Raw genomic sequence first — 23,154 nt, 5'->3', positions numbered from 1 at the left:
TGACAGGTATTTTGAGGTTAGTGCGTAGTTGGTGGTGGGCGGTGGCGGTCAGAGAAATAAGAACGTCATGCTGAGCGGAGCGAAGCATCTCTACCGCAGTAGTAATCCTGTCGACCGGTTAGCATAGCAACCAAGCGGTAGAGATGCTTCGACTGCGCTCAGCATGACGTGCTTTCTTTCCTTCTAGCCATCCCTAATACCCGAAAATCTCTTTTAGGGTAAGCTGCTGAACCTGGCCGTACTTGGCCAGCTCCTTGAAATTGAGGCGGTCTTTGGAGCCGATAACCAGGATGGTCTGGGGTTGGCCTTTCACGCGGGCCTGCTGAAACTTGAGCAGGTCGGCGAAGCTCATGTTGGCCGTTTGCTCGTACACGTCGCGGCGCAGGTCGTAGTCGAGACCGAGGCGCTTGGCCTGCTCGTAGCTGAAGAGGATGTCGGACTTGGTGATGCGCTCGGTGGCGATGCTGTTGCGGATGGCAGCCTTGGCAATCTGCAGGTTGGCTTCGGCCGTGGGCATGTCGTTGAGCAGGGTGTTCATGCCGGCCATGGCCTCGGGCAGCTTGTCGGCCTGGGTGCCGATGTAGCTCATGTTGTAGGAGCTACGGCCCACCTTATCGGCATTAGAAAAGCGTGAGGATGCAGAGTAAGCCAGCGCCTGGCTCTCGCGTAGCTCCTGAAATACGATGCTGCCCATGCTGCCGCCGAAATACTCGTTGTAGAGGCTGGTGGTGGGTACGAGGCCCTTGTCAAACACGGGCCCTTTGGTCAGGAACAGGATTTCGGCCTGCACCATGTTGTAATCCACCCAATACACTTTCTTGTCCTGAAGCGGCTGCTCGGTGAAATCCTTGCTGGCGGGCGTGGGGGTGAGCTTGGCCGGCGTCTGGTGTAGCTTGTTGAGCGTGGTGGTCAGGCTGGCTTCCTGCTTCGGCCCATAGTACAGCACCCGGTGCTGGAAAGTCGGCAGCTTCTGGATGACGGCGGTGAGCTGCTCGGGCTTGAGGGCTTTGAGCTCCTTTTCGCTGAGTTGGGTGGTGAAGGGGTTTTGCGCGCCGTACTTGGCGTAGTTCACCATGGCCTGCTGCAAAATCACGCCCTTGTTGAGCTTGGCATCGGCGCGGCCTTTCAGCACGCCGGCCACCATGTTTTTGAGGGCGTCGGCGTCGGGCTTGGGTGCATGCAGCAGCTGCTCGAACAGCTGCAACGCGGGCTCCATGTTGCTGTCGAGGCCGCTCAGGCTTACGAACGTACGGTCCTGGCCGCTGTTTACTGAGAACGAGCAGCCCAGCTTGTAAAACTCCTGCTGCAGCTCGGCGGCCGAATACTTGCCGGTGCCCAGGTACTGCAGGTAGTCGGTGGCCAACCCGAGGCGCGGGTCGGTGTTGGTGCCCATATCGAGCACGTAGTACAGGTTGAAGAGGTTGTTCTCCTCGTTGTGGGTGTAGTAGACCGGGATGCCCGAGGCGAGCTTGGTTTCCTTGATATCCTGCTTGTAATCGATGAACACCGGCTGCAGCTCCGGGTTGGGCAAGGCCGTTACCTGCTTGTAGAAGTCGGAGGCTACCTCGCGGTTCACGGGCACGGGCGTAATGGCGGGCTTCACCACTTTCACCTTGTTGGAGTCTTCGCCGGTGCGCTTGTAAATCAGGGCGTAGCCGGGGCCATAGTACTGCTGGGCCACCCGCATCACGTCGGCCTTGGTCAGTTTCCCGAAGTCCTCGAACTGCTGCAAATAGTCCTTCCAGTCGGTGCGGGCCACGAAGGCGGCTACGAAGGCGCCGGCGCGGGCCTCGTTGCTCTCGTAGCTCTTGGTACGCTGGAGCTGCTCGTTGTTGATGATGGCCGGAATCAGCCACTCCGGAAAGTCGCCCTTCTTTACTTTCTCCAGTTGGCCCAGCAGCAAGTCGCGCACTTCCTCCAGCTTCTGGCCCTGCCGGGGCGTGGCGTAGAGCACGTGCGAGGAGTAGTCGTTGTTGAGGTCGGTAAACGAGGCGGCCTGCAACACCTTCTGCTGCTGGTTGAGGTTGAGGTCGATCAGGCCGGCCTGGCCGTTGGTCAGAATCTTATCGATCATGCGTAGTGCCAGCGCGTCGGGCGTGTTGGTGCCCGGAAACCGGAAGCCCAGCATTACGTTCTCGGCACTCGGTCCCACAATCTTCGTCACCACCGGGGCCGTTATCGGGGCTTCCTGGGCCACGGTAAACGCGGGTACCGGCTTCGATTTCAACTGGCCAAAGTACTTGTCAATGATGCGGATGGTCTGGTCGTAGTCCAGGTCGCCGCTCAGCGTCAGTGCCACGTTGTTGGGCACGTAGTACTTATCGAAATACGCCTTGATTTCCGTGATAGACGGGTTTTGCAGGTGCTCGATGGTGCCGATGGTGGTCTGGGTGCCGTACTGATGCTGCTTGTACAGCGTGCGGTTCAAAGCCTCGTACTCCTTGCTGAAGTCGTTGTCGAGGCCGCGGTTCTTCTCCTCGTACACCGCTTCCAGCTCGGTATGGAACAGGCGCGGTACCATCTCGCCCAGCCGCTCGCTCTGAATAGCGGCCCACTTCTCGATCTGGTTGCTCGGAATGTCCTCCTGGTACACCGTCTGCTCGACCGACGTGTAGGCGTTAGAGCCCTTCGAGCCGATGGCACCCATCACCTTGTCGTACTCGTTGGCTACGGCGTATTTGGCCGCCACGCCCGAAATCGAATCAATCTGGTGGTAGGTCTTCTGGCGGGCGGCGGGGTTGTCGCGCTGGGCACGGTACTGCTCGTAGAGGGCTTCAATCTTGGCCAGCTCGGGCTTTTCCTGGGCCCAGTTCTGGGTGCCCAAGTGCGAGGTGCCCTTGAACACCATGTGCTCCAGGTAGTGAGCCAGGCCGGTGGCGGTGGCCGGGTCGTTCTTCGAGCCCGCCCGCACGGCCAGGTAGGTCTGGATGCGCGGGGCGTCCTTGTAATCCGACAAATAAACCGTCAGGCCGTTATCGAGGGTGTAGATGCGGGCCTGGAGCGGGTCGCCTTCCACGGTCTGGTACTTGTACTCCTTCTGCTGAGGCGTAACGGTGGCTTCGGTGGTAGCCGTGGCCGAAACCGCGGTTTTGCCGGATTGGCACTGGGTGAGGCCCAGGACCGCCAGAGCCGGAACAAAAAACAGAAGGGGTTTTCTCACGAGGAAAGGGAGGCGGGAAGCGAGCAGGATATAATAAGAAACTCAAAGATAGGCGTCCCCCCTGGGAATAAAAAGCCCGTCGATACCCGTTCAGCCTTTCAAGTGCGGAAAATTGCTTATAGGATCATGGATTAGCGCGGATTTTAACGGATTGCACGGATTACGTGAACGGCCCGCCGTGTAGTAGCTAGCGGCCGCCCATTTGCTTGAACCGAAAAAGCCACCTCTATGCAGGTGGCCTTTGTAATCGGCTACGAAATCCGCGCCATCCGTTAAAATCTGCGCCAATTCGTGGCCTAGTCGGCGTCGAGTCCCAGGCGCTGCTTCATCTCGGCCAGCATGGGATACTTCTCGGTCAGGTATTCCAGCTTGTCGGTGGCAGTATAGAGCTTGCGGCCGGTTTCCTGGCGCTCTACAATGCTTACCTGCACGTTCAGGCGCGGGTAGCCGGTGCGGCGGCGCAACTCGGTCACAAATTCCCCCCGGAAGTCGTTGAACTGGTCTTCCTGCACGGGGTTATCCACGGTCAGCAGAATAACGTGCTGCTCGTTGGCCTGCACCGGGCGGTTGAGGATGCTGTAGTGCATCATGCTGCCGGCCTTGCGCTCCTCGGTCAGCTCCTTCCAGGCGCGTTGCAGCTTGGCATCGTCGACGGCAGGTAAGCCGGTTACGGGGCCGCTGGGTTCGGCGTCGGTGGTGGCTTTACCGGCGGCGGCCTGCTCGGCCAGTTGGGCCTTCATGGCGTTCAGGCTGCCCAGGCCAGGTAATTTGGTGCCGAGACCCAGGGGCTTGCCCATCGGGGGCATGCCGGGTTTCGGGATGGGCGGGGGCAGCGGGGCGGCCGTTACGGGCGTCTGGCCCGGCTCGTGGCCCGCAATGCTGGGCCGGCCGGTTTCAATGTGCGGTACCGTATCGCGTAGCTGGCTGGTGGTGGGCACCTGGGTGGCCGTTTCGTCCTCGATGCTGGGCGTGTCGTGCAGCTCCTCCACGCCACTTTCCACCGGCACGATGGGCTGCGGGTCGGCGGGGCCGTGGGCCAGGTTTTCGGTGCTTAGTGCTTCGTTGCTGGTGCTCAGGGTGGGCTGATTCGCCGGGGCCGTGGCGTAGGCGGCGGGCGCTTCGGCGGTACCGTCGGCGACCAACTGGCCGCTAGGGGCTGCGGGCGCAGCTGTGGAGGGAGCTTGGGGGCTTACGCTACTTTTTTTTTTCGCCTCGCCGTTACCAGGCGAGGCGGCCGGGCCGGCGCTCAGGTCGCGGGCAAACTGCACGGCCCCGTTCAGATAGGCCAGCTTCATAAGCATCAGCTCGACGTGCAGGCGCTGGTTTTTGGCCTGCTTGAACTCCCGGTCGCAGAGGCTGACCAGGTTAAGGCCCGAAAGCAGAAAGGCCAGCGGGGCCGCCTGGGCCTGCTGCACGTAGCGCGCCCGGATGTTGTCGGACACTTCCAGCAGCTGCACCGTTACGGCATCCTTGCACACGAGCAGGCCGCGCAGGTGCTCAGCCGCGCCCACCACGAAGTTGTGCAGGTCGAAGCCGTTCTGCATCACCTCTTCCAGCAGCAGCAGCGTGGCGCTCAGGTTCTCGGTCAGCAACGCATCAGTCAGCCGGAAATAGTATTCATAATCCAGAATGTGCAGGTTCTGAATTACATCCTGGTAGCGCAGATTCTGGCCCGAAAACGTGACCATCTGGTCGAACATGCTCAGCGCGTCGCGCAGGCCGCCGTCGGCCTTCTGGGCCAGCAGGTGCAGGGCGTCGTCCTCGGCCGTAATCTGCTCCTGGGTAGCCACATAGCGCAAATGCCCCCGAATGTCGTCCACCTTAATCCGGTTGAAGTCGAATACCTGGCAGCGCGACAGGATGGTGGGAATGATTTTGTGGCGCTCGGTGGTGGCCAGAATGAAGATGGCGTAGCTTGGCGGCTCCTCCAGCGTTTTGAGAAACGCGTTGAAGGCCGCGTTCGAGAGCATGTGCACCTCATCAATGATGTACACTTTATAGCGGCCCTGCTGGGGGGCATAGCGCACCTGCTCCACGAGGCTGCGAATGTCCTCCACCGAGTTGTTGGAAGCCGCATCCAGCTCGTGCACATTGAAGGACGCGTTTTCCTGAAAGGCGCGGCAGGAGCCGCATTTACCGCAGGCTTCCAAATCGAAGGGCGTATTGTCGGGGTCGGCGGCCGTTAGCAGCGCCTCGGGCACGATGTCGGGCTGGGACTGGATGAGCTCCGATATGGGCCGGCCCAGGCGCACGTGTTCCTCCACGAACTCGCAGTTGATGGTTTTGGCCAAGATGCGGGCGCAGGTGGTTTTGCCCACGCCCCGCGGGCCGCAGAACAGGAACGCCTGAGCCAGATGCTGCGAGGCAATGGCGTTTTGCAGCGTGGTGGTAACGTGCTGCTGCCCCACCACGCTCCTGAACGTGGCCGGGCGGTACTTGCGGGCCGAAACAACGAAATTCTCCATAGGTCTTCCCACAAAGTTACCCCGAAAAGCCCGGCTTTGGAAGGCTGCTGTCGTGTCATTATGGCTGGCCGGCTCTCAAAACCAATGGAACATTTTTGCCCTCTTACAACGTTTCTACTGCAACGTGCGTATATTTGCACCCCGCCACTCGTGGCGGACATCGTTCTTTCACAACTGGGGCTGACCGGAATTGACAGCTCGTGCACTGCGCGAGTAAGCGTGTCGGGAGTTGGATGAATCTCCCGTAAAAAAAGCCGTCCAAAACACAACTGGCGAGTATAGCTACGCCATGGCTGCTTAGTCTAGGTACTAAGTAATGTCATCGTCCCGCATCCGTCTTCCTGCTCACGGGTGAGTTCGGGGCGTCGAAAGCAGTTAGGATAGTTCGTGGGGAGCTGTGACCCGCGGGCGAAACTCAAACAGATAAGGGGAAATCAAAGGCCTGATGTGCGCCTGGTTTCCTTCGACAATCCAAGCATAGATACACACGTAGAAAGCTCGACGTTTTCCTTGTCTGGACCAGAGTTCGAATCTCTGCAGCTCCACTTCTGAACGATGTGAAAAACCCCGCAGGCCTCGGCCGGCGGGGTTTTTTGTTTGCCCTGAATCAACCGTTTAGAGCTGATAAAAGATTGTTATATAGTGATTTATAGAGGTTAAAAATTCAGGCTTTTCTGGCTCTCGCGTAACCCCAGACGTATACTCCGGCAGCAGCTCCATTCGGAGTCAGGCTATCCTTAACGCTACATTTCTTTCCTATGAAACTGAATTTCCTGCTGGCCGCTGCCCTGTTTGTGGGTACGGCCACGGCCGCCTCGGCCCAGACCATGAACACCGGAGCCACCCGGAGCGGTACGCTGAACCAATCGACAACCCCGGTACCCAACCCGGCCAACCCGACAACCAACCCCGGCACGCTCGACCAGCGCACACCCACTACCACCAACCCCACGCAAACCAGCGTTGGAACCATGGACCAGACCCCGGCCGTGGAGAGCCGCACGACCATGGATGCCGAGCGCCGCACCTCCACCATGACGACCACGGAGCCCCGCAATACCCGCACAACGACGACGACCAAGCGCTCGACCCGCCGGACCAACGCGCCGCGCAACACCAACCCAATCAGATAGCTGGTGCCCGCACTAGCCAGACGTAAAAAAGCCGGCCCGCATCATGCGGGCCGGCTTTTTTATGCTCGAAGAGGATGGTCCTAGGCTTTCTGCTCCAGTTGGCCGCCGGCGCGCAGCAGCAAGTCAGAGAGGTTTGTCAGGCTGGCGCGGATTTCGGTGGGGGCTGTGTTGGCAGCCTCGGCAGTCTGCGAGGCCAGCATGCTTAGCGAACGGCCAATGGCCGGGGCATTCAGGCCCATGTCGCCCTCGCTTAGCAACGACTGCAGGTTGCCAATTTCGCGGCCGATATCCTGGAGGCGGGGCTCGCCGCTTTGCAGCAGGTGCTGCTGCCAGGTTTCGGTGTTGTCCATGGCCGCGCTGAGCGGGATGCCGGTGAGACCGTTGCTGAGGGAGTGGGTAGTGGCGTTGAGCAGGTCGGTGAAAATCATAGGAAAGAAAAATCAGGAAAAAAAACAGATAGCCCAAGGGGCAGGTAGGCTTACGTAAAAAGTGGCGCCAAAGGTCAGGTTGCCGCCGGAGCCGGTACACCGGGCAGCAGGCCGGCCCCGCGCAGGGTGGCGCAGGCGCGGTGGGCGCTGGCCTCTTTATCCTTGATTTCGAGCATAATATCCACATCCAGGTCGCCAAGGTCACGCAGAAAACCCTCGAACAGGTTGTCTTCAAGGGTGGGCGTGTGCTTGCCTTTGCGCTCACCGGGAGCCTGCGAGCTGTAGTCCATCATCATCACGCCGTCGCGGGTGGGGTGCCAGGTGGCGGCGGCCAGGCGCAGGGCCTCGGCCATGGTTTCGCCGTGGTTAAGGCATTCGTGGTGGAAGTTGTCGAACAGCACCGGAATGCCCACCGCCGCGTGCACCCGCAGGCAGTCGTGCAGGCTGAACAGGCGGTCGTCGTTTTCGATAACCAGGCGGACGCGCACGGCTTCGGGCAGGCGCTGATACGTGGCAATAAAGCGGCTGATGGCTAGTTCCCGGTCGTTGTAGAGGCCGCCGACGTGGATCTGGAGCTTGTGGGTAGAGTCGAGGCCCATCAGATCCAGCATCGAGCCCTGGTACACCAACTCCTGCACGCTACGCTCCACAATACTGGCATCGGGCGAGTTGAGCACCACAAACTGGTCGGGATGAAACGAGATGCGCAGGCTGTGGGCTTGCACATAGTCGCCAATGGCCCGGAACTCGGCCGCAAAGCGCGTCTGCCAGGGGAAAGTGTTGATGGGGTGGGAGCCGAAGGGCACTACGCCCGAGCCAATGCGGAAGAACAGCAGCCCGTGGGCTACATTCCACTCCAAAATCTGAAGCAGGCAGCGCAGGTTGTTGGCCACCGTCAGCTCCAGGCGCTCATCGGTGTAAGAAGCTAGTCGAAAGGTGCTGGTAGAAGTGCAGTCGAGCGTTTCGTTGACGCAGGGGTAACCGATTCGCATAACGGAGGCGTGGGTGCTAGTTGGACCTGAGAGGACGTTTCAGAAGGCATACGGCAGAAAAGGCGCTGGCGGCCAAAAACCAACCTATCCAGTAAGCATCCGAATATCAACTCCCGAAAACCCGGTTTCCCCAGTTCATTCACTAATGCAGCCCCAGGCCTTATTCGTAGCCGCGGTTATCCTTGAAGTTGCGGTTGTAGCGGCGGCGTTCCTGCAGGGCTTTTTTGGCGGCTTGCTGAGCGGCTTCTTCCGCCTCAATTTCCCGCATCTTCTCCCGTTCCTTGCCGGCTCTGGAAAACTTCTCGTACAGCAGGCTGACAGGGCTGGCCAGGGTGGGAGTAGGGGCCTTGGGAGCTGCCGAATCGACGGGGAACATGGGCTTCGGGGCGGGCGGGCGCTTCACGGCGCTGGTAGGAGCAGTGCTGGGCCGCTTGATATTGCGCAATGCCCGGTCGATGAGTTCCTGATCGGGCCGGCCTTCGGTGATGCGCACCTCGCCCAGCTGCACTGTATCGGGCCGCAGCCGAATCTGGACCACCAGCTGCGAGAGGCCGGTGCCACCCAGCGGCAGCTGCCGGGCCTTGAAGCCCACGGCCCGGAAAATAAGGGTATCGGTGCGCTGGGCCGTTACGCCGAAGTCGCCGCTGGCGTCGGCTACCACGGCCAGCTGGGTGCGCCGCACCGTTATCGAGGCCCCGGGAATGGGCCGGCGAGAGCCTTCCTCCGAAATACGGCCCGTTACGCGCACCTGCCCCGCCGCCAGCCCCGCCAGCAGCAGCAGTGGCGCCAGCAGCAACAGAAAACGAACACGACCAGCGGGTGACAGGGGAGGAGGAAACAGCATCAACAGGCAAACTAACACAGCGCGGCGGGGAAACCATTCTCCCCGGGAGGCTCAACGGGCTGGCCGGTAAACGCTCATTGTACCGGAAGGAGACAAAAGAAGCCCGCACCGTTGCAGGTGCGGGCTTCCCCGAGCTAACAAATTGACGGCCGAAAGTGCGCTGGCCGCCAAAAAAGTTATTTGATGACGGTTTTGTCGCCGTCCTGAGGCTTCATTTTCACGGTGCCGTCGTCGGCATCCATTTTGGCCTTGTTGCCCTCAGCGTCTTTCATTTTTACGTCGCCGTCGGCTTTCACCTTCAGCTTGCTGCCGTCTTCGCCCTTCATTTTCATCTTGTCCATCTCGGAGCTGCTCATGTCAGCCGATGAGCTGCCCATCGACATATTGTCCGACGAACCCATGCTGCCGCTGTCCATGTACCGGTCGTCCATGTAGCTGCTGCGGCTGCTTTCGTAGGCCGTGTACTGCGTGGGGTCGGTGAACACGGTTTTCATTTCCGCATCGGTGTTGCTGTACACGTCGCGGCGGGCGGCGGCCATGCCCATCGTGTCGGTCATGTATTTCTGGTTGAGCTCGGCCATGCGCTGGCCCCGGGCAACATAAATGTCGCGTACCCGGGTGCGGGTCGGCTCGTCAAGCTTCATGCTGGTGGCCATATCACCGGCCATACGGTCGGCGCGGCTGTTAACGGCTTCCGGCGAGTAATCCATGCTGCCGGTCGTGGTGGCCGTGGTCATGGTGGTATCGGTGGTCGTGGTAGTGGTTTCAGCGGGCTGGTTTTCCGAGCACGAGCCGAGCGTGAAGGCAGCGGCAGCCGAAAGCAGAAGCAGGGTCTTTTTCATGAGGAAGGCTTGAAAGTCAGTGGGAAAAAAAGGAGGGAGAGAAAATGGGAATGGCGCGTATACGGTGGATGGCGGGCGGAGGTTGGCCCGTTGGGAAAGCAGGAAGCCGGAAATTGAAAAAAGGAAAAAGTGCGCGTTCTGTTAAGGCCTATACCTCGCAGAACGCGCACTTTTTAACCGCTTCTAAACTATCAACTTCTGCTACCCCCGCTGCAACTCGAACACCGTAATTTCGGGCAGGAAACCCACCCGGCCGGGGTAGCCGATGAAGCCCAGGCCGGTGTTTACGTACAGGTGCTGGCGGCCGCGCTGATACAGGCCGGCCCACTGCTTATACGCATATTGCACCGGGCTCCACTTCAAAAACGACAGGTTTAAACCAAACTGCATGCCGTGGGTGTGGCCGGCCAGCATCAGGTCGATGTCGGGGTAGTTCTGCACCTGCGCGTCCCAGTGGGAGGGGTCGTGGGAGAGCAGGATTTTGAACGGGGCCGCGGGGTCGGAGGCGGCGTGGGCCTTGGCCAGGTCGCCGTACTGCGCGAAGCCCTTAGCTCCCCAGTTCTGCACCCCAATCAAACTGATTTTTTCGCCGTTGCGCTCAATGGTGCGGGCCTCGTCGAGCAGCAGGTTCCAGCCGATTTTGGCGTGGTTGGCTTTCATGCGGGCCAAGTTGGCCTGCTTGGCCGCCAAGCCGCCTTCCTGGGTCCAGTCCACGTAGTCGGAGTAATCGTGGTTGCCGAGGATGGAGTAAATGGGGAGCTTGGAGCGGATGCCGGCCAGCGTGTCGATGTGCTCCTCCACTTCGGTGGCGTAGTTGTTCACCAGGTCGCCGGTCATCACCACCAGGTCGGCGGCCTGCTCGTTGATGAGGGCCACTGCCCGGCGCAGCGGCGCGAGGCTCTGGAACGAGCCGGTGTGCAGGTCGGAAATCTGGAGCATTTTAAACCCATCGAACGAGGCCGGCAGGTTAGGAAAGCGCAGCACCACGCGCTTAACGGTGTAGTCGGTGCGTCCCTTAAACATGCCCCACAGCAGCGCCACGAAAGGCACGGCCCCGGCCACCAGGGCCACTTTGCTCAGAAACTCACTGCGCGAAATGGCTGGCCCGGCTTCCGCCCCGGCGGGCCGGCTTACCAGCTGGGCCACCCAGCGGCCCAGGCGTACCACGTCTTCGAGCAGCAGCGGAATGACGACCACTATTTTGGCGGCAATAACAGCCAGCAGCAATCCGCCGAGGTAGGCTTTGTAGGAGGCGTGCTCGCGTCGGTTGCTCATGGCCCAGAAGCCCAGCCCCCATACCAGAGCCGTCAGGACCCAATAAAGCACCACCGTAGTGCGGCGCAGACCGGGCGAAGCAGATTGCACCAGCGTGCGTACAGCCTGAAAAGCATACCATTCGGCAGCGGCTACCAGGATTAAAAAGAAAGGCAGAAACAGTTTGCGGGACATAGAAAAAACAGGCCCCCCATTGATGGGACCACAAAGTAAGACAGAGGGACTGGCAACACGATGGCCGAGCCCGGTTTTTAGATTAAATTCCGGGCCTACAACAACGGTGCCCCATGCAAGAGTTTGACAAGCTGTCGGAAAACCCGCCGCAACCCGCCCCCGAGGCCCCAAATGGCACACCTGCCGCTTACGCCCCGGTCGCTAGCGGCATCAAAAGCTGGGCAGAAGAAGACCGGCCCCGCGAAAAGCTGCTGCAGAAGGGTCGCGCTGTACTCTCGGATGCCGAGCTGCTGGCCATTCTGCTGGGTTCGGGCACCGCCAAATTGTCGGCCGTTGATGTGGCCAAGCTCGTGCTCAAAGCGGCCCAGAACGACCTGAACGTGCTGGCCCGCTTCTCGGTAAAGGAGCTGATGAAGCAGAAGGGCATCGGCGAGGCCCGCGCCATTACCATTGTGGCGGCGCTGGAGCTGGGCCGTCGCCGCAAGGAAGCCGACGCCCCGGCCCGCACCACTGTTACCTGCTCGCGCGACATTTACCGCGTGATGCAGCCCCATTTGCAGGATTTACCCCACGAGGAGTTCTGGGTGATTCTGCTCAACCGCGCCAACGTGGTCATGCGCACCGTCAGCATCAGCCGGGGCGGGGTGGCTGGTACCGTGGCCGACCCCAAGCTTATTTTCAAGGAGGCGCTGGAGCAGTTGGCCAGCAGCATTGTGCTGGTGCACAACCACCCCAGCGGCAACCGTAACCCCTCGGCCGCCGATATTGCCCTGACCCGTAAGCTCAAGGAGGCCGGCCAGCTGCTCGACCTGCCCGTGCTCGACCACCTCATTTTCACCGACCAGGGCTACCACAGTTTCGCCGACGAAGGAATGCTGTAGGGGTGAAGTAAAAATTAAAAGTGAAAAATTAAAAATTGGGGCAGCTGACTTCCATCTTTGTTGAGAGATACAGCACAAACTTGTGATGAGCTGCGGTCGATACGAATTGACTGAACGATGGCTTGTTTTTAATTTCTCACGCTTAATTTTTAATTCCCTCCCCTTTGCGCATCAACCCCAAAATCCTCATTGGCCTGGGCCTGCTGCTCGTGTTCGGCTACTTTCTGCAAGACCTTGTGCTGGGCCAGGACCAGTACGTGGCCCGGCTGCAACAGCAGCGCGAAGCCAAGAACAACGCCTTCCGCCGCCCCAACTCCTCGCCCCTCAGCGACGAGTTGCGCCAAAGCTTCGACAGCCTCAAGTTCTACCCGCCCAACCGTGCTTTCCGCCTCGATGCCCAACTGGAGCACTTCCCGCAGCGCGACACTGTAGAAATGCCACTCACCGACGGCAAGTCGGACAAGTACCTGCGTTGGGGCCGGGCCAAATTCATCTTCGAGAAGCAGGAGTATCAGCTCACGCTATTCCTGAAGGCCGACGGCAAAGACACGACCCTGTTTGTGCCCTTCACCGACCGCACCAACGGCTTCGGCTCCTACGGCGGCGGCCGCTACCTCGATGCGCCCCTGCCCGCCGCCTCCGACACCGAAGTGCTGCTCGATTTCAACCAGGCCTACAGCCCCTATTGCGCTTACTCCGACGCCTACGCGTGCCCCGTGCCACCGCCCGACAACCGCTTGAAACTGCAGATTGAGGCCGGCGAGAAGGCGTATAAATAGAGCTGATAGCTATTAGCTAACAGCTATTAGCTTTCGTTCTCGGTTTTTCAGACCGCATTTCTGACTTAGGTTAGAGAATCTGACTACAGAAAAGGGCGGCCCCTCCAACTGTGGAGGGGCCGCCCTTTTCTGTGATATACTGCTGGGTTGGTAAAAACGGAAAGCTAACAGCTAATAGCTCTCAGCTAACAGCTGATTAAAACTACCGCTGAATCAGGATTTTGCGCGAAGTAGCGTCGGCACCGTTGCCCAAGCTGAGTTGGTAGAGGCCGCTGGCCAACTGACCCAGATCGATGGGTAGGTTGAGGCTGGCAGTAGCAGGCACAGCTTGGCGGAATACTTCCTGGCCCAGCATGTTGCGCACCACCACTTCGAGGCCGCTGGTAGGCCGGCTGAAGCGGGCCTGCACGCGGAACTGGCCGGCGCTTGGGTTCGGGAACACACTCAAGCCGCCATTGGCTTTCAGCTCCGAGGCCACGCTGGTTATCACGTTGCTGACCACCAAGTTGTCGATGGCCCAGCCCCAGCCAAACGCGCCGGGGTCGGCGGTGAGGCGGAAGCGCAGGCGCACTTCGTCGCCCACGTTGTATTTGGCGCCCAGGCTGAAAGTATGCGGTTTGAACAGCGACGGACTGCCAACGGAGTTGGAGTTGCCGGCCGCCGTTACTTTGAGGTTCCAGGCCGCCAGCCAATCGGCTTGCAGGCGCGAGTCGTAGCCATCGGCTACGGGCTTCCAGGTGGCACCCTGGTCGGTGCTGCCCTCTACCACCACGTAGTCGTAAAATTCCTCGGTGCCAAAAGTAGCAGTAGGCTCGCCGGGCTCCACCAGCACCACTTCGTCAAACGTCATAATCGTGTTCTTCGACGTTACCTTGATGGGAACCAGCATCTGGTAGATGAGGGACGTATCGTTGGCGTACTGGTGGTCGGAGTGGATGGCCGGATTGGCGAAGTTGCCGGGCTGCGCAATCGTGAAGCCCTCGCCCACGAAATCGAGCGGCGCGGCGCTGTTGAAGTTGTTGGTGTAAGCGGCCTGCGCCGGCTTGAAGCCCACCACATTCACGGTGTAAAAACCGCTGGTGGGGTTTAGCGTCTGGTTGGCCGCCGCCGCCACGTCGCGGGTCAGAATGCGGTAGGTGAGCACGTCGCCGGCCACGATGCCAGCGGCCGTCAGGCCTCCGGTGTAAGTGCTGGAAGTTCCCTGGCGGGTAAGCGTGAGCGTCGGCTTGGCCACGCCGTTTACAAATACCTCGGCCTGCACGCTGCCTATGCCCAGGTTGTCGGTGGCCTGCACCTGCAGGTTCAGCGGCAGCTTATCAACGAATACGTAGGTCGCGGCCCGGTGCTGCACGAGCGGCGCCACCACATCGGGGCCCACGACAAACGAGTAGCGGTCGACGGTTGCCACGTTGGGCTGGTAGGCGGCCGGGGCGGAGTAGGTACGCTTGGTTTCGTTGTCGGAAGCCGTGATGAAGTAGCTGATTTTGTGGTTGAGACCCGGGCTTGGAATTACGCCCCGGTACTCGTTGCCGCCCGTGTTGGTCATGGTAATGGCCACGGGCGCCGCATTATCGATGGCGTAGTTGAGCTTCACCGAGCCGGGCGTAACCGTGCCGTCGCTGATGATGGTAGCCGTAACGGGGAAGTCGCGGGCCACTTCCGAATCCCGGAGCGGCGTAGTGCGGATGGCCGTGTTGAACCAGCCCATCTCGTCGAACATCTTCAGCGTGAGCGGACCGGGGTTGTGCATGGCCTCGGCCGCGCCAACCTGCGGCGACATCAGCGAATTGATGTCGCCGGCGCGGTACGTGGCCTCATCAAGGTGCGAAATGCTGGAGCCCGACGAGTACGTGGCCGGGGCATACAGCCGGGGGCGCTTGTCGTCGTTGACGGCCCGGGCCAGCGGGCTGTTGAAGTAAAGCTGATTGCTGGTAAACTGCGTGCCCAGTGCCGCCGAGTTGTTGGGGTAGGCCGGGTTATTAATGAGTAACTCGCCAGCCTGATTTTCAATGTAGGAGCTGAAAATGGATGGCGGGACGCCGTAGGAGCCGTTGGGAGCCGTGTAGCTGGTGCCGGCAGCGAAGCCCAAGCCGTGGCCTAGTTCGTGCAGCACCACCGTTACCAGATCGTACTGGCCGGCCGGTACGTTGCCATCCAGCCCGTAATACCAGTTAAACGTGCTGCTGAAGCGGGCATTGATATCGGGTGCATTTGTCGCGTTCAGGTCCTGGCCACTGATTTTCTCGGCCAGGGCCACCGGATACCTCACCCCGTTGCGGGTAGCCCCACTTAGGTCGTTGTAATAAGCCGTGGCGCCGGCCGAGCCGAGTACGCCCGCCGCCAGCGGCGTCCAGGTGGCCTGCACCCGAATGGTTACCGGCGAGATCAGCAACGACTGCCAGATGTCGACAGCGTGCTGGAAGGCGGCCTGGGCCTCGGGCGAAAAGCCGTCGTAGGTTACTTCAATTTTGGCGCTCGCGGCAGCGCGGCGGCCGGTGCGCTGCTGCTCGAGGTAGGCCTCGGGCAGGGGCAGCTTGGTGTGCATGCTCTCGGGGCGCGAGTAGCAGATAGTAGCCGGAGCCGGGCTGGGGTCGAGCGTAAACCTGGGTGCCTGACCGAAACTGACCAAGCTGGTCAGTAACGCCGGTGCTAGAAGTAGTTTTTTCATCAAATAAGCAGAAATGCTGAGTGGATATTAAAAGAAAGGTCGGAAAGTTACGGGAATGATGACAGTTATTCAACACGCTTTCCACATTTGAAGCGGCCGCTGCCTATCGGACCCGGCGGGCTGTGGCCGGCCGGGGCACTGCCGGCCGCAGGTTGCCCGGCTGGCAGCTTTCTACCGCCCGCCCGAATCTGTACCTTTGCCCGAATTCAGTTGCCCGTTGCCCGTTGGCCGCTGCCAGGTTGTTCTTGAAATCAACCTGACAACGGACTGCCGCACCCAGGCAACTGGCAACTGAACACTGGCAACTGAAATGAAGATATCCTACGACTGGCTCCGCACGCTCATCCCTACCGATAAACCCGCGGCCGAAATTGGGGCGCTGCTTACCGGCTCGGGGCTGGAGGTGGAGGGAATTGAGGAGCAGGAAAGCGTGCCCGGTGGCCTGCGCGGCCTGGTATTGGGCACCGTGCTCACCCGCGAAAAACACCCCGACGCCGACAAGCTCAGTCTGACCACCGTGGACGTGGGCGACGCCACCCCCCGCCAGATTGTGTGCGGCGCGCCCAATGTGGCCGCCGGCCAGCGCGTGGTAGTGGCCCTCGAAGGGGCTATGCTGTACCCCAGCGGCGGCGAGCCATTCAAAATCAAGAAGTCGAAAATCCGGGGCGCGGCCTCCGAGGGCATGATTTGCGCCGAGGACGAAATTGGTCTGGGCCAGTCGCACGACGGTATTATGGTGCTCGATACCGACTTGCCCAACGGCACGCCCGCCGCCGACTACTTCGGCCTGGGCTCCGACTCGGTATTTGAAATCGGCCTGACCCCGAACCGGGCCGACGCGGCCTCGCACTACGGCGTGGCCCGCGAGCTGCGCGCCCTGTTGCGCCAGCCCTGCCACCTGCCCGACATCAGCGGCTTCCACGCCCCAGCCACGGCCGAGCGGAATATCAAGGTGACATTGGAATATCCCAATGCCGCGCCGCGTTACGCGGGTCTGCTGCTGGAAAACGTTAAAGTTGGCCCCTCACCGGAGTGGCTGCAACGCCGCCTGCGTAGCATCGGCCTCTCGCCCATCAACAACGTGGTGGACGTGACCAACTTCGTACTCCATGAGCTGGGCCAGCCCCTGCACGCCTTCGACGCCGACCAGATTGCTGGTGACCACATTCGCGTAATGTGGGGTGAAGTTTGGGATAAATTAGTGACGCTGGATGGCGTAGAACGGGAGCTTGCCTATGGCGACTTAGTCATTGCCGATGGGAATGGGGAGCCAATTGCACTTGCCGGGGTATTCGGCGGAGCAAAGTCAGGTGTAGTAGATGCTACTACTCATGTTTTCTTGGAAAGCGCCTACTTCGACCCTGCTACTGTTCGAACCACTTCTCAGTACCACAAACTCAAAACCGACGCCTCGTTTCGCTTCGAGCGCGGCACCGACCCCAACATGGTGCTGCTGGCTCTCAAGCGCGCCGCGCTGTTGCTCCAGGAAGTGGCAGGAGCCACCGTGGCCGCGCCCGTCGTGGACGAGTACCCTGAGCCTATCGGCTCCACGCTGGTGCGCCTGCGCCTGCCGCGGGTCGAGAAGCTCGTCGGCCAGTTCATCGCGCCCGCCCGCATCCGCCAGATTCTCACCGACCTCGACATCCTCATCACGGAGGAGCTTACGGACGAAGCCGGCCACGAGGAATGGATTTTGTCGGTGCCGCCGCACAAAGTGGACGTAACGCGCGAAGCGGATGTGATTGAGGAGATTCTGCGCATTTACGGCTACAACCACGTGGCCCTGCGGCCTCATAATTCGGCCTCGTTTCTGGCCCGGTTCCCGAACCCCGACCCCGAAATCATCCGCCAGAATGTGGCCCGGCTGCTGAGCGGGCAGGGCTTTTCGGAAATCATCACCAACTCCATCACCAACTCGCGCTACTTCGAAACCGAGGCCGCGCCCGATGCCGGGCTGGTGCATTTGCTCAACTTCAACAGCGCCGAGCTAAACGTAATGCGGCCCAGCCTGCTGCCCAGCGGCCTGGAAGTAGTGCGCCACAACGTGAACCGCCGCCAGCGCGACCTGAAGCTCTACGAGTTCGGCAAAACCTACCGCCAGCTGCCCGGCGGCGGCCACGAGGAGCAGAACCAGCTCGTCATCTACCTCACCGGCAACACGGCCGCCGAAACCTGGCAGCAGAAATCGGCCAAAAGCTCCTTCCACCAGCTGGCCGGGGCCGTGCAGCAGGTGCTGGCCGCCTTGGGCTTCGCCGAGCCTGCCTCGCGGCCCGTCGAGCACCCCTATCTGGCCGGTGGCCTCACGCTGCTGGCCCAGAACCAGTCGGTGGCCCAACTCGGCGCCGTGTCCGCGGCCGTGCTCAAGCGCCTCGACGTGAGCCAGCCCGTCTGGTTTGCCGAGCTGGACTGGGACGGCCTGATGCGCAAGCACAAGAGCCGCCTCGTGGCCCAGGAGCTGCCCAAGTTCCCGGAAGTGCGCCGCGACCTGAGCCTGGTCGTCGACCGCACCGTGAGCTTCGACCAGCTTCGGCAGATTGCCCGCCGCGCCGAAAAGAAGCTGCTGCGCCACGTCAATGTGTTCGACGTGTACGAGGGCGACAACCTGGGGGCCGGCAAGAAGTCGTACTCCGTCAGCTTCCTGCTCCAAGATGCCACCCAGACGCTCACCGACCAGGCCATCGACCAGGTGATGAACCGCCTGATTCAGCAGTTCGAGCAGCAGGCCGGGGCCGTTATCCGGCGGTAGATTGGTTTCCTAGACGAACGTCATTCAGAGCGAAGCGAAGAATCGCGCGTGTTGACGTTGCCAGAGTTGTTTAGCATAAGCATGCGAGATTCTTCGCTTCGCTCTGAATGACGTTCTTTACAAAAAACCAAAAACCATCCATTAAAAACTAAAAGATGGCCTCCACCCAGCAGCTTGCCCAACTCGACCGCCTGGAGCGGCAGGTAACCACTTTAGTGGCTGCCTATCAGCAGTTGCGCGAGGATGTGGCCGATGCCCAGACTACTGTTCAGCAGTTGCAGGCCGACGTGCGCGACCGGGAGCGGGTCATTAAGGATTTCCAGAATCAGGAGAATATCACTAAACTTGTCAATACCATAGCGACCGGGGAACCGGCCAATGTCAACGAGCTGAAACTTCGCCTGAACGAATACATCCGCGAAATAGATAAGTGCCTTGCCTATTTGAGGGAGTAAACCATACCGAACCAACATCCCCCTAACCTACCACTGCCAGCAGCTAAGCTGATGTCCGATCTTTCCATTAAAATCCGAATTGCTGATCGGGATTACCCCATGAAGGTAAGCCCCCAGGATGAGGAGCGCCTGCGCCTTGCGGGCCGGCTGCTCGGTGAGCGGCTGAAGGAATTCCGGGAACAGTACGGCATTCAGGACAAACAGGACCTGCTGGCCATGATTGCCTTATCAACCATGGCTGACCGCTTGAAGGTCACGACGGAAAAGGATGGGACCGATGCGGCCCTGACCGAGCGCCTCGCGCGTTTGGACGAGCTGCTATCGGGGACGGTGTTGGTCTGACCCGGTTGCCCTTCAGTGGGCGCGGGGCCGATTCGGCGCGAAGTAACAGCCCGGTGCGGGGCGGGGCAAGCGGCCCGGCCATCGCACGGGCCTTTGGCGTTTCTACCGGGGGCTGTGGAGTAATGGTTCTTAGCGCTTAGTTGTTGGTGTAGGATGCGTGGTAGTCAGCTTTGACTGCTACCAGACTACCAGCCAAGAACAAAAAGCTGAGAACCAGCATTCAACTTCCAATTTCAATCCCCCTACAGTCATGTCTCAAACGCTTTATATTGTTCTGGCAGCCGTGCTGGCCCTTGTGGTTGGCGTGGTGCTGGGACGCCTGCTGGCCGGCAAGGCCCGGCAGGACCACGAGGGTGATGCCCGAACCAAAGGCCAGCAGCTGCTGGCCGATGCCGAAGCCGAGGCCACCCGCATCCGCGACGAGCGAATTCAGCAGTCCAAAGATAAATTCCGCAACCTTAAGCAGGAATTCGAGCAGGAAAGCCGCCGCCAGAAGCAGAGCTTGGATCAGGAGCTGACCGAGCGCCGCGCCAGCGTAGTGGAGCAGGAGCAGAGCATCAAGCAGCTCAGCCAGACTACCCAAAAGCAGCTCGACCAGGTACAGCGCAAGGAAAAGGAGCTCGACACGGCGAAAGAACGCCTCGAAACCCAGGCTCAGCAACAGCGCGAAAAGCTCGAAGCCCAGGACGAAAAGCGTAAAGCTACCCTCGATGCCCAGCTGGCCAAGCTCGAAAGCCGCGAGCAGGAAGTGGAAACCGAGCTGCGTGACATCCGCCAGCAGCTCACCGAGAAAATCAGCGCCATTACCAGCCAGCTTGAAGCCATTTCGGGCCTTACGGCCGCCGAGGCCCGCGAGCAGCTGGTGGAAGGCCTCAAAAACGAAGCCCAGATTCAGGCCAGCTCCTACATCAAGGACGTGGTCGCCCAGAGCAAGCTCACGGCAACTAAAGACGCCAAGAAAATCGTGCTCGAAACTATTCAGCGCACCGCCGCCGAGCACGCCATTGAGAACTGCGTCAGCATCTTCAACATTGAAAGCGACGACGTAAAGGGTAAGATTATCGGCCGCGAAGGCCGCAACATCCGGGCCCTGGAGGCTGCCACGGGCGTTGAAATTATTGTGGACGACACGCCCGAGGCCATCATCATCTCGGGCTTCGACCCGGTGCGTCGCGAGGTGGCCCGCCTGAGCTTGCACCTGCTGGTGAAGGACGGACGGATTCACCCCGCCCGCATCGAGGAAATTGTGGCCAAGACCCGCAAGAACATCGACGAGGAAATCGTGGAAATCGGGGAGAAGACCATCATCGACCTCGGCATCCACGGCCTGCACCCCGAGCTGATCAAGATGGTGGGCCGCATGCGTTTCCGCTCCAGCTATGGCCAGAACCTGCTCCAGCACAGCCGCGAAGTAGCCAACCTCTGCGCCACCATGGCCGCCGAAATGGGCCTCAATGTGAAGCACGCCAAGCGTGCCGGCCTCCTCCACGACATCGGTAAGGTGAGCACCGAGGAGCCCGAACTGCCCCACGCCATTTTGGGCATGGAGATGGCCAAGAAGTACAAGGAGCACCCCGACGTGGTGAATGCCATTGGCGCCCACCACGACGAGATGGAGATGACGGCCATGATTTCGCCCCTGGTGCAGGCCTGCGACGCCATTTCGGGCTCGCGCCCGGGTGCCCGTCGCGAGATGATGGAAAGCTACATCAAGCGCCTCAAGCAGCTCGAAGAAACCGCCAACGGCTTCAAGGGCGTCAACCAGTGTTTCGCCATTCAGGCCGGCCGCGAGCTGCGCGTGATGGTGGACGCCGAGAATGTGACCGATGAGCGCGCCGCCGAGCTGAGCTACGAAATTTCCCAGAAAATCGAGAAGGAAATGCAGTACCCCGGCCAGATCAAAATCACGGTTATTCGTGAAATGCGCGCCGTAGCCTACGCCAAGTAAACCACCAAAATCTTCCTTCCGCGCGCAGCAAGGACGAAGATTTATAAGTCAAAAGGCCTGCCGAAAGCACTTCCGGCGGGCCTTTTTTGTGCGCTGTGCAACCTGCTGTGCCGCTACAGTCTCTCACTACTAATTCTTTGACTCAATTAACTGTTAATTAGTAGTATAAATTCTTGTATGCGGTTACTGCTATTCCTGAAAACTGTGCTGCTTGGGTTACTCATCAGCCTTATGATGGGGTGCTCGGTTTACGAGCCTTTGCGTCCTGCTGCGCCTTTGCTACGGGCGAAAGGGGAGGCTGAGGTGGCAGTCGGTGGCTATTTATCGGGGCGGCTGGAGGGTTCGGCGGCGTATTCGCCCCTCAACCACCTGGTGCTACGGGCTGCCGGGGGCATGACTGTCAACCAGGGTGAATCTGCAGGGTTCCGCAACCGGCAGTTCGAGCTGGGCATGGGAACCTACCGGCAACTCCCGGCCGACTGGCTGATAGGGGGAGGCGGGGGCTACGGCCGGGGCGAGGGGAACCGGGCCTTTACCCGAGAGGGATTCGGCTCAAACAGAGACACTACTAGCTACTTCGATTATGCTGCTCGCTACCATACGGTGTTTGCCGACGCGTTTCTGGCGCACGAAGGATCGTGGACTACCTGGGGCGTCGCCTACCGCCTCTCGCAGGTGCGTTTCGCGTCGCTGACCAACAATGGCCTGCCCTTGCCGCTCCGGCGCATGACGCGCAATGAGCCCATGGTTTTTGTGCGCTTCGGGGGCTGGCACAAGGGGAAGCGCTGGTGGCAGGTGCAGGTGGCCACTAGTCTGTCGTGGTCGTCGGATTACATGGCGGGCCGGGGGGCGTACCTGCCCCAGCCACTGGCCGATACCAAAGAGGCACGGGTACTTACCTCCGTGGGCCTTGTGGTATATCCACATTTGCTTGCCCGACGAGCCGGAGAATAGCGGATACTAAGGCCACCAGTTGCTGTGCCTACTCCGAATCTGCTTAGAAAGCCAAGTTAGCGCGCCATGCTCCAACAGGCGGACACCAGAGTAAGCATGACGCACTAACTCGATTCCGGACACTTCGGGAACAACCTCTCTAACCGCTAAAGCGCATAATCGAGTCGGCCCAGTTGCCGGGGCTGGCCAGGTAGTGCAAGGGGTTGCCCGCCCGATTGTGCGCGTTATTCTCCTGCCCCATCTATTGAAAATAGCGGACTGGTAAAAACCGATCAGGCGGCTTACGCCTCGGTTTATTCGGGCAGCGTGATTTCGCCTTCGAACTCGCCCGAATCGGCCAAATCGTGGAGCCAGTACTCCGATGAAACCAGGCGCACGGCAAAGGTACCGGGGGCGTCTTCGGGCGTGGCCGTCATTTCCCAGAGGATGTTGTCGGCGGCTTCGAAGGGCGTGTCGGCTTCCAGGTCGGCGGCGTAGAGGCGCTTGATGAGCGAGCGGTCGGAGAGGGCCGGGGCCAGGGCCCGCAGCACGAGGCCAGCCGTAAGCTGCCCGGGAGCCTCGGGGCCGGTGAACTGCATAGTGGCGTGCACCAGTACGGCCTCGCCGTTGGGGAACTTGCCGTTGTAGGCCAGGCGCAGGAGTTGGTTGGCGTCGAAAAGGTGGCGGTGCAGGCCGATTTCGGGGTACTCCTCGAAAATTTTGTCGTTCTGCATGTCGTGCGAAATCTGGTCGATCTGGCCGTCGTTCAGGTCGTCGCCGAGGCGGTAGCTGAGCAGCACGTTGGCGGCTTCGGCCGGTTCGAGGTCGGCCAGGGCCATCAGGGTCATTTCGCGGGTTTCAGATTCCGAAATGGTGTCGCCGTCGGCAAAACCGGCCGCGCTCATGATGGACCGATAGTCAGTAAGCTGCCAGGTGCCGGGAATTTCGCTCAGCGTTTCTTTGCTCGTGATGGTGGTTTTGCAGGAAGTGGTCATGAGAAATGTAGTCAGGAGGGAGAAATAATAGTGCCGTGGCCGCCGGGCACAGGCCGACGGGCGGAGCAAAAAAAATGCGCAACGAACAACTGGG

General features: G+C 60.4%; 17 protein-coding genes and 1 other RNA gene. 9 read left to right on the top strand and 9 right to left on the bottom strand.

Annotated elements, in window-relative coordinates:
• Positions 1–193 precede the first annotated feature (193 nt).
• Both BLW21_RS05370 and dnaX read right to left on the bottom strand, forming a co-directional pair.
• Positions 194–3,160 carry a M16 family metallopeptidase gene (locus BLW21_RS05370; protein WP_245711818.1) on the bottom strand — a complete coding sequence of 989 codons (2,967 nt, stop codon included), beginning with the start codon at positions 3,158–3,160 and terminating at the stop codon, positions 194–196.
• A gap of 296 nt (positions 3,161–3,456) precedes the next feature.
• On the bottom strand, positions 3,457–5,625 hold the full coding sequence (dnaX, locus tag BLW21_RS05365) for a DNA polymerase III subunit gamma/tau (protein WP_092738435.1): 2,169 nt from the start codon (positions 5,623–5,625) through the stop codon (positions 3,457–3,459).
• 176 nt (positions 5,626–5,801) lie between these two features.
• Between dnaX and ssrA the strand changes: the two genes are divergently transcribed.
• Both ssrA and BLW21_RS05355 read left to right on the top strand, forming a co-directional pair.
• Positions 5,802–6,173, top strand: a transfer-messenger RNA (tmRNA) gene (gene ssrA, locus BLW21_RS05360).
• Positions 6,174–6,383: 210 nt separating this feature from the next.
• Positions 6,384–6,758 (top strand): hypothetical protein, encoded by a 375-nt coding sequence (locus BLW21_RS05355; RefSeq protein ID WP_092738434.1) that lies wholly within the window; start codon positions 6,384–6,386, stop codon positions 6,756–6,758.
• Between the two features lie 80 nt (positions 6,759–6,838).
• Here BLW21_RS05355 and BLW21_RS05350 read toward each other — a convergent pair whose 3' ends face one another.
• The 5 genes from BLW21_RS05350 to BLW21_RS05330 all read right to left on the bottom strand — a co-directional run bounded on the left by BLW21_RS05350 (position 6,839) and on the right by BLW21_RS05330 (position 11,313).
• Positions 6,839–7,186: a hypothetical protein gene (locus tag BLW21_RS05350; protein WP_092738433.1), complete on the bottom strand. Its 348-nt coding sequence runs from the start codon at positions 7,184–7,186 to the stop codon at positions 6,839–6,841.
• 74 nt (positions 7,187–7,260) lie between these two features.
• On the bottom strand, positions 7,261–8,178 hold the full coding sequence (gene uvsE, locus BLW21_RS05345) for a UV DNA damage repair endonuclease UvsE (RefSeq protein WP_092738432.1): 918 nt from the start codon (positions 8,176–8,178) through the stop codon (positions 7,261–7,263).
• Between the two features lie 160 nt (positions 8,179–8,338).
• Positions 8,339–9,022, bottom strand: a complete 684-nt coding sequence (locus BLW21_RS05340; protein ID WP_092738431.1) for a carboxypeptidase-like regulatory domain-containing protein — start codon at positions 9,020–9,022, stop codon at positions 8,339–8,341.
• A gap of 176 nt (positions 9,023–9,198) precedes the next feature.
• On the bottom strand, positions 9,199–9,864 hold the full coding sequence (locus BLW21_RS05335; protein WP_092738430.1) for a hypothetical protein: 666 nt from the start codon (positions 9,862–9,864) through the stop codon (positions 9,199–9,201).
• A 201-nt stretch (positions 9,865–10,065) separates the two neighbouring features.
• Positions 10,066–11,313, bottom strand: a complete 1,248-nt coding sequence (locus tag BLW21_RS05330; RefSeq protein WP_092738429.1) for a metallophosphoesterase — start codon at positions 11,311–11,313, stop codon at positions 10,066–10,068.
• A gap of 113 nt (positions 11,314–11,426) precedes the next feature.
• Here BLW21_RS05330 and radC point away from each other — a divergent pair, with 113 nt between their 5' ends.
• Together radC and BLW21_RS05320 are read left to right on the top strand one after the other, a co-directional pair.
• On the top strand, positions 11,427–12,194 hold the full coding sequence (radC, locus tag BLW21_RS05325; RefSeq protein ID WP_245711817.1) for a RadC family protein: 768 nt from the start codon (positions 11,427–11,429) through the stop codon (positions 12,192–12,194).
• 164 nt (positions 12,195–12,358) lie between these two features.
• Positions 12,359–12,973, top strand: coding sequence for a DUF1684 domain-containing protein (locus BLW21_RS05320; protein WP_175470866.1), 615 nt, complete (start codon positions 12,359–12,361; stop codon positions 12,971–12,973).
• Between the two features lie 202 nt (positions 12,974–13,175).
• Here BLW21_RS05320 and BLW21_RS05315 read toward each other — a convergent pair whose 3' ends face one another.
• Complete coding sequence (locus tag BLW21_RS05315; protein WP_092738427.1) at positions 13,176–15,641, bottom strand: T9SS type A sorting domain-containing protein; 2,466 nt, start codon at positions 15,639–15,641, stop codon at positions 13,176–13,178.
• A gap of 310 nt (positions 15,642–15,951) precedes the next feature.
• On the opposite strand from BLW21_RS05315, the gene pheT reads away from it, so the two are divergent.
• The 5 genes from pheT (at position 15,952) to BLW21_RS05290 (ending at position 22,086) form a co-directional block, all read left to right on the top strand.
• A complete protein-coding gene (gene pheT / locus BLW21_RS05310; protein ID WP_092738426.1) occupies positions 15,952–18,387 on the top strand; it encodes a phenylalanine--tRNA ligase subunit beta in 2,436 nt (811 codons plus the stop codon).
• 155 nt (positions 18,388–18,542) lie between these two features.
• Positions 18,543–18,842, top strand: coding sequence for a hypothetical protein (locus BLW21_RS05305; protein WP_092738425.1), 300 nt, complete (start codon positions 18,543–18,545; stop codon positions 18,840–18,842).
• A gap of 51 nt (positions 18,843–18,893) precedes the next feature.
• Positions 18,894–19,184 carry a cell division protein ZapA gene (locus tag BLW21_RS05300; RefSeq protein ID WP_092738424.1) on the top strand — a complete coding sequence of 97 codons (291 nt, stop codon included), beginning with the start codon at positions 18,894–18,896 and terminating at the stop codon, positions 19,182–19,184.
• A gap of 250 nt (positions 19,185–19,434) precedes the next feature.
• On the top strand, positions 19,435–21,132 hold the full coding sequence (rny, locus tag BLW21_RS05295) for a ribonuclease Y (RefSeq protein WP_092738423.1): 1,698 nt from the start codon (positions 19,435–19,437) through the stop codon (positions 21,130–21,132).
• A 177-nt stretch (positions 21,133–21,309) separates the two neighbouring features.
• The gene (locus BLW21_RS05290; protein ID WP_092738422.1) at positions 21,310–22,086 is read left to right on the top strand and encodes a hypothetical protein; all 777 of its coding nucleotides are present in this window, start codon (positions 21,310–21,312) and stop codon (positions 22,084–22,086) included.
• Positions 22,087–22,379: 293 nt separating this feature from the next.
• Here BLW21_RS05290 and BLW21_RS05285 read toward each other — a convergent pair whose 3' ends face one another.
• On the bottom strand, positions 22,380–23,060 hold the full coding sequence (locus BLW21_RS05285; protein ID WP_092738421.1) for a hypothetical protein: 681 nt from the start codon (positions 23,058–23,060) through the stop codon (positions 22,380–22,382).
• Between the last annotated feature and the right edge of the window lie 94 nt (positions 23,061–23,154).

Source organism: Hymenobacter psychrophilus, from assembly GCF_900107135.1.
In the GTDB taxonomy this organism is placed as follows: domain Bacteria; phylum Bacteroidota; class Bacteroidia; order Cytophagales; family Hymenobacteraceae; genus Hymenobacter; species Hymenobacter psychrophilus.
The sequence above is the reverse complement of the archived record's forward strand: the minus strand, read 5'-3'. Positions and strand labels throughout refer to the sequence as shown.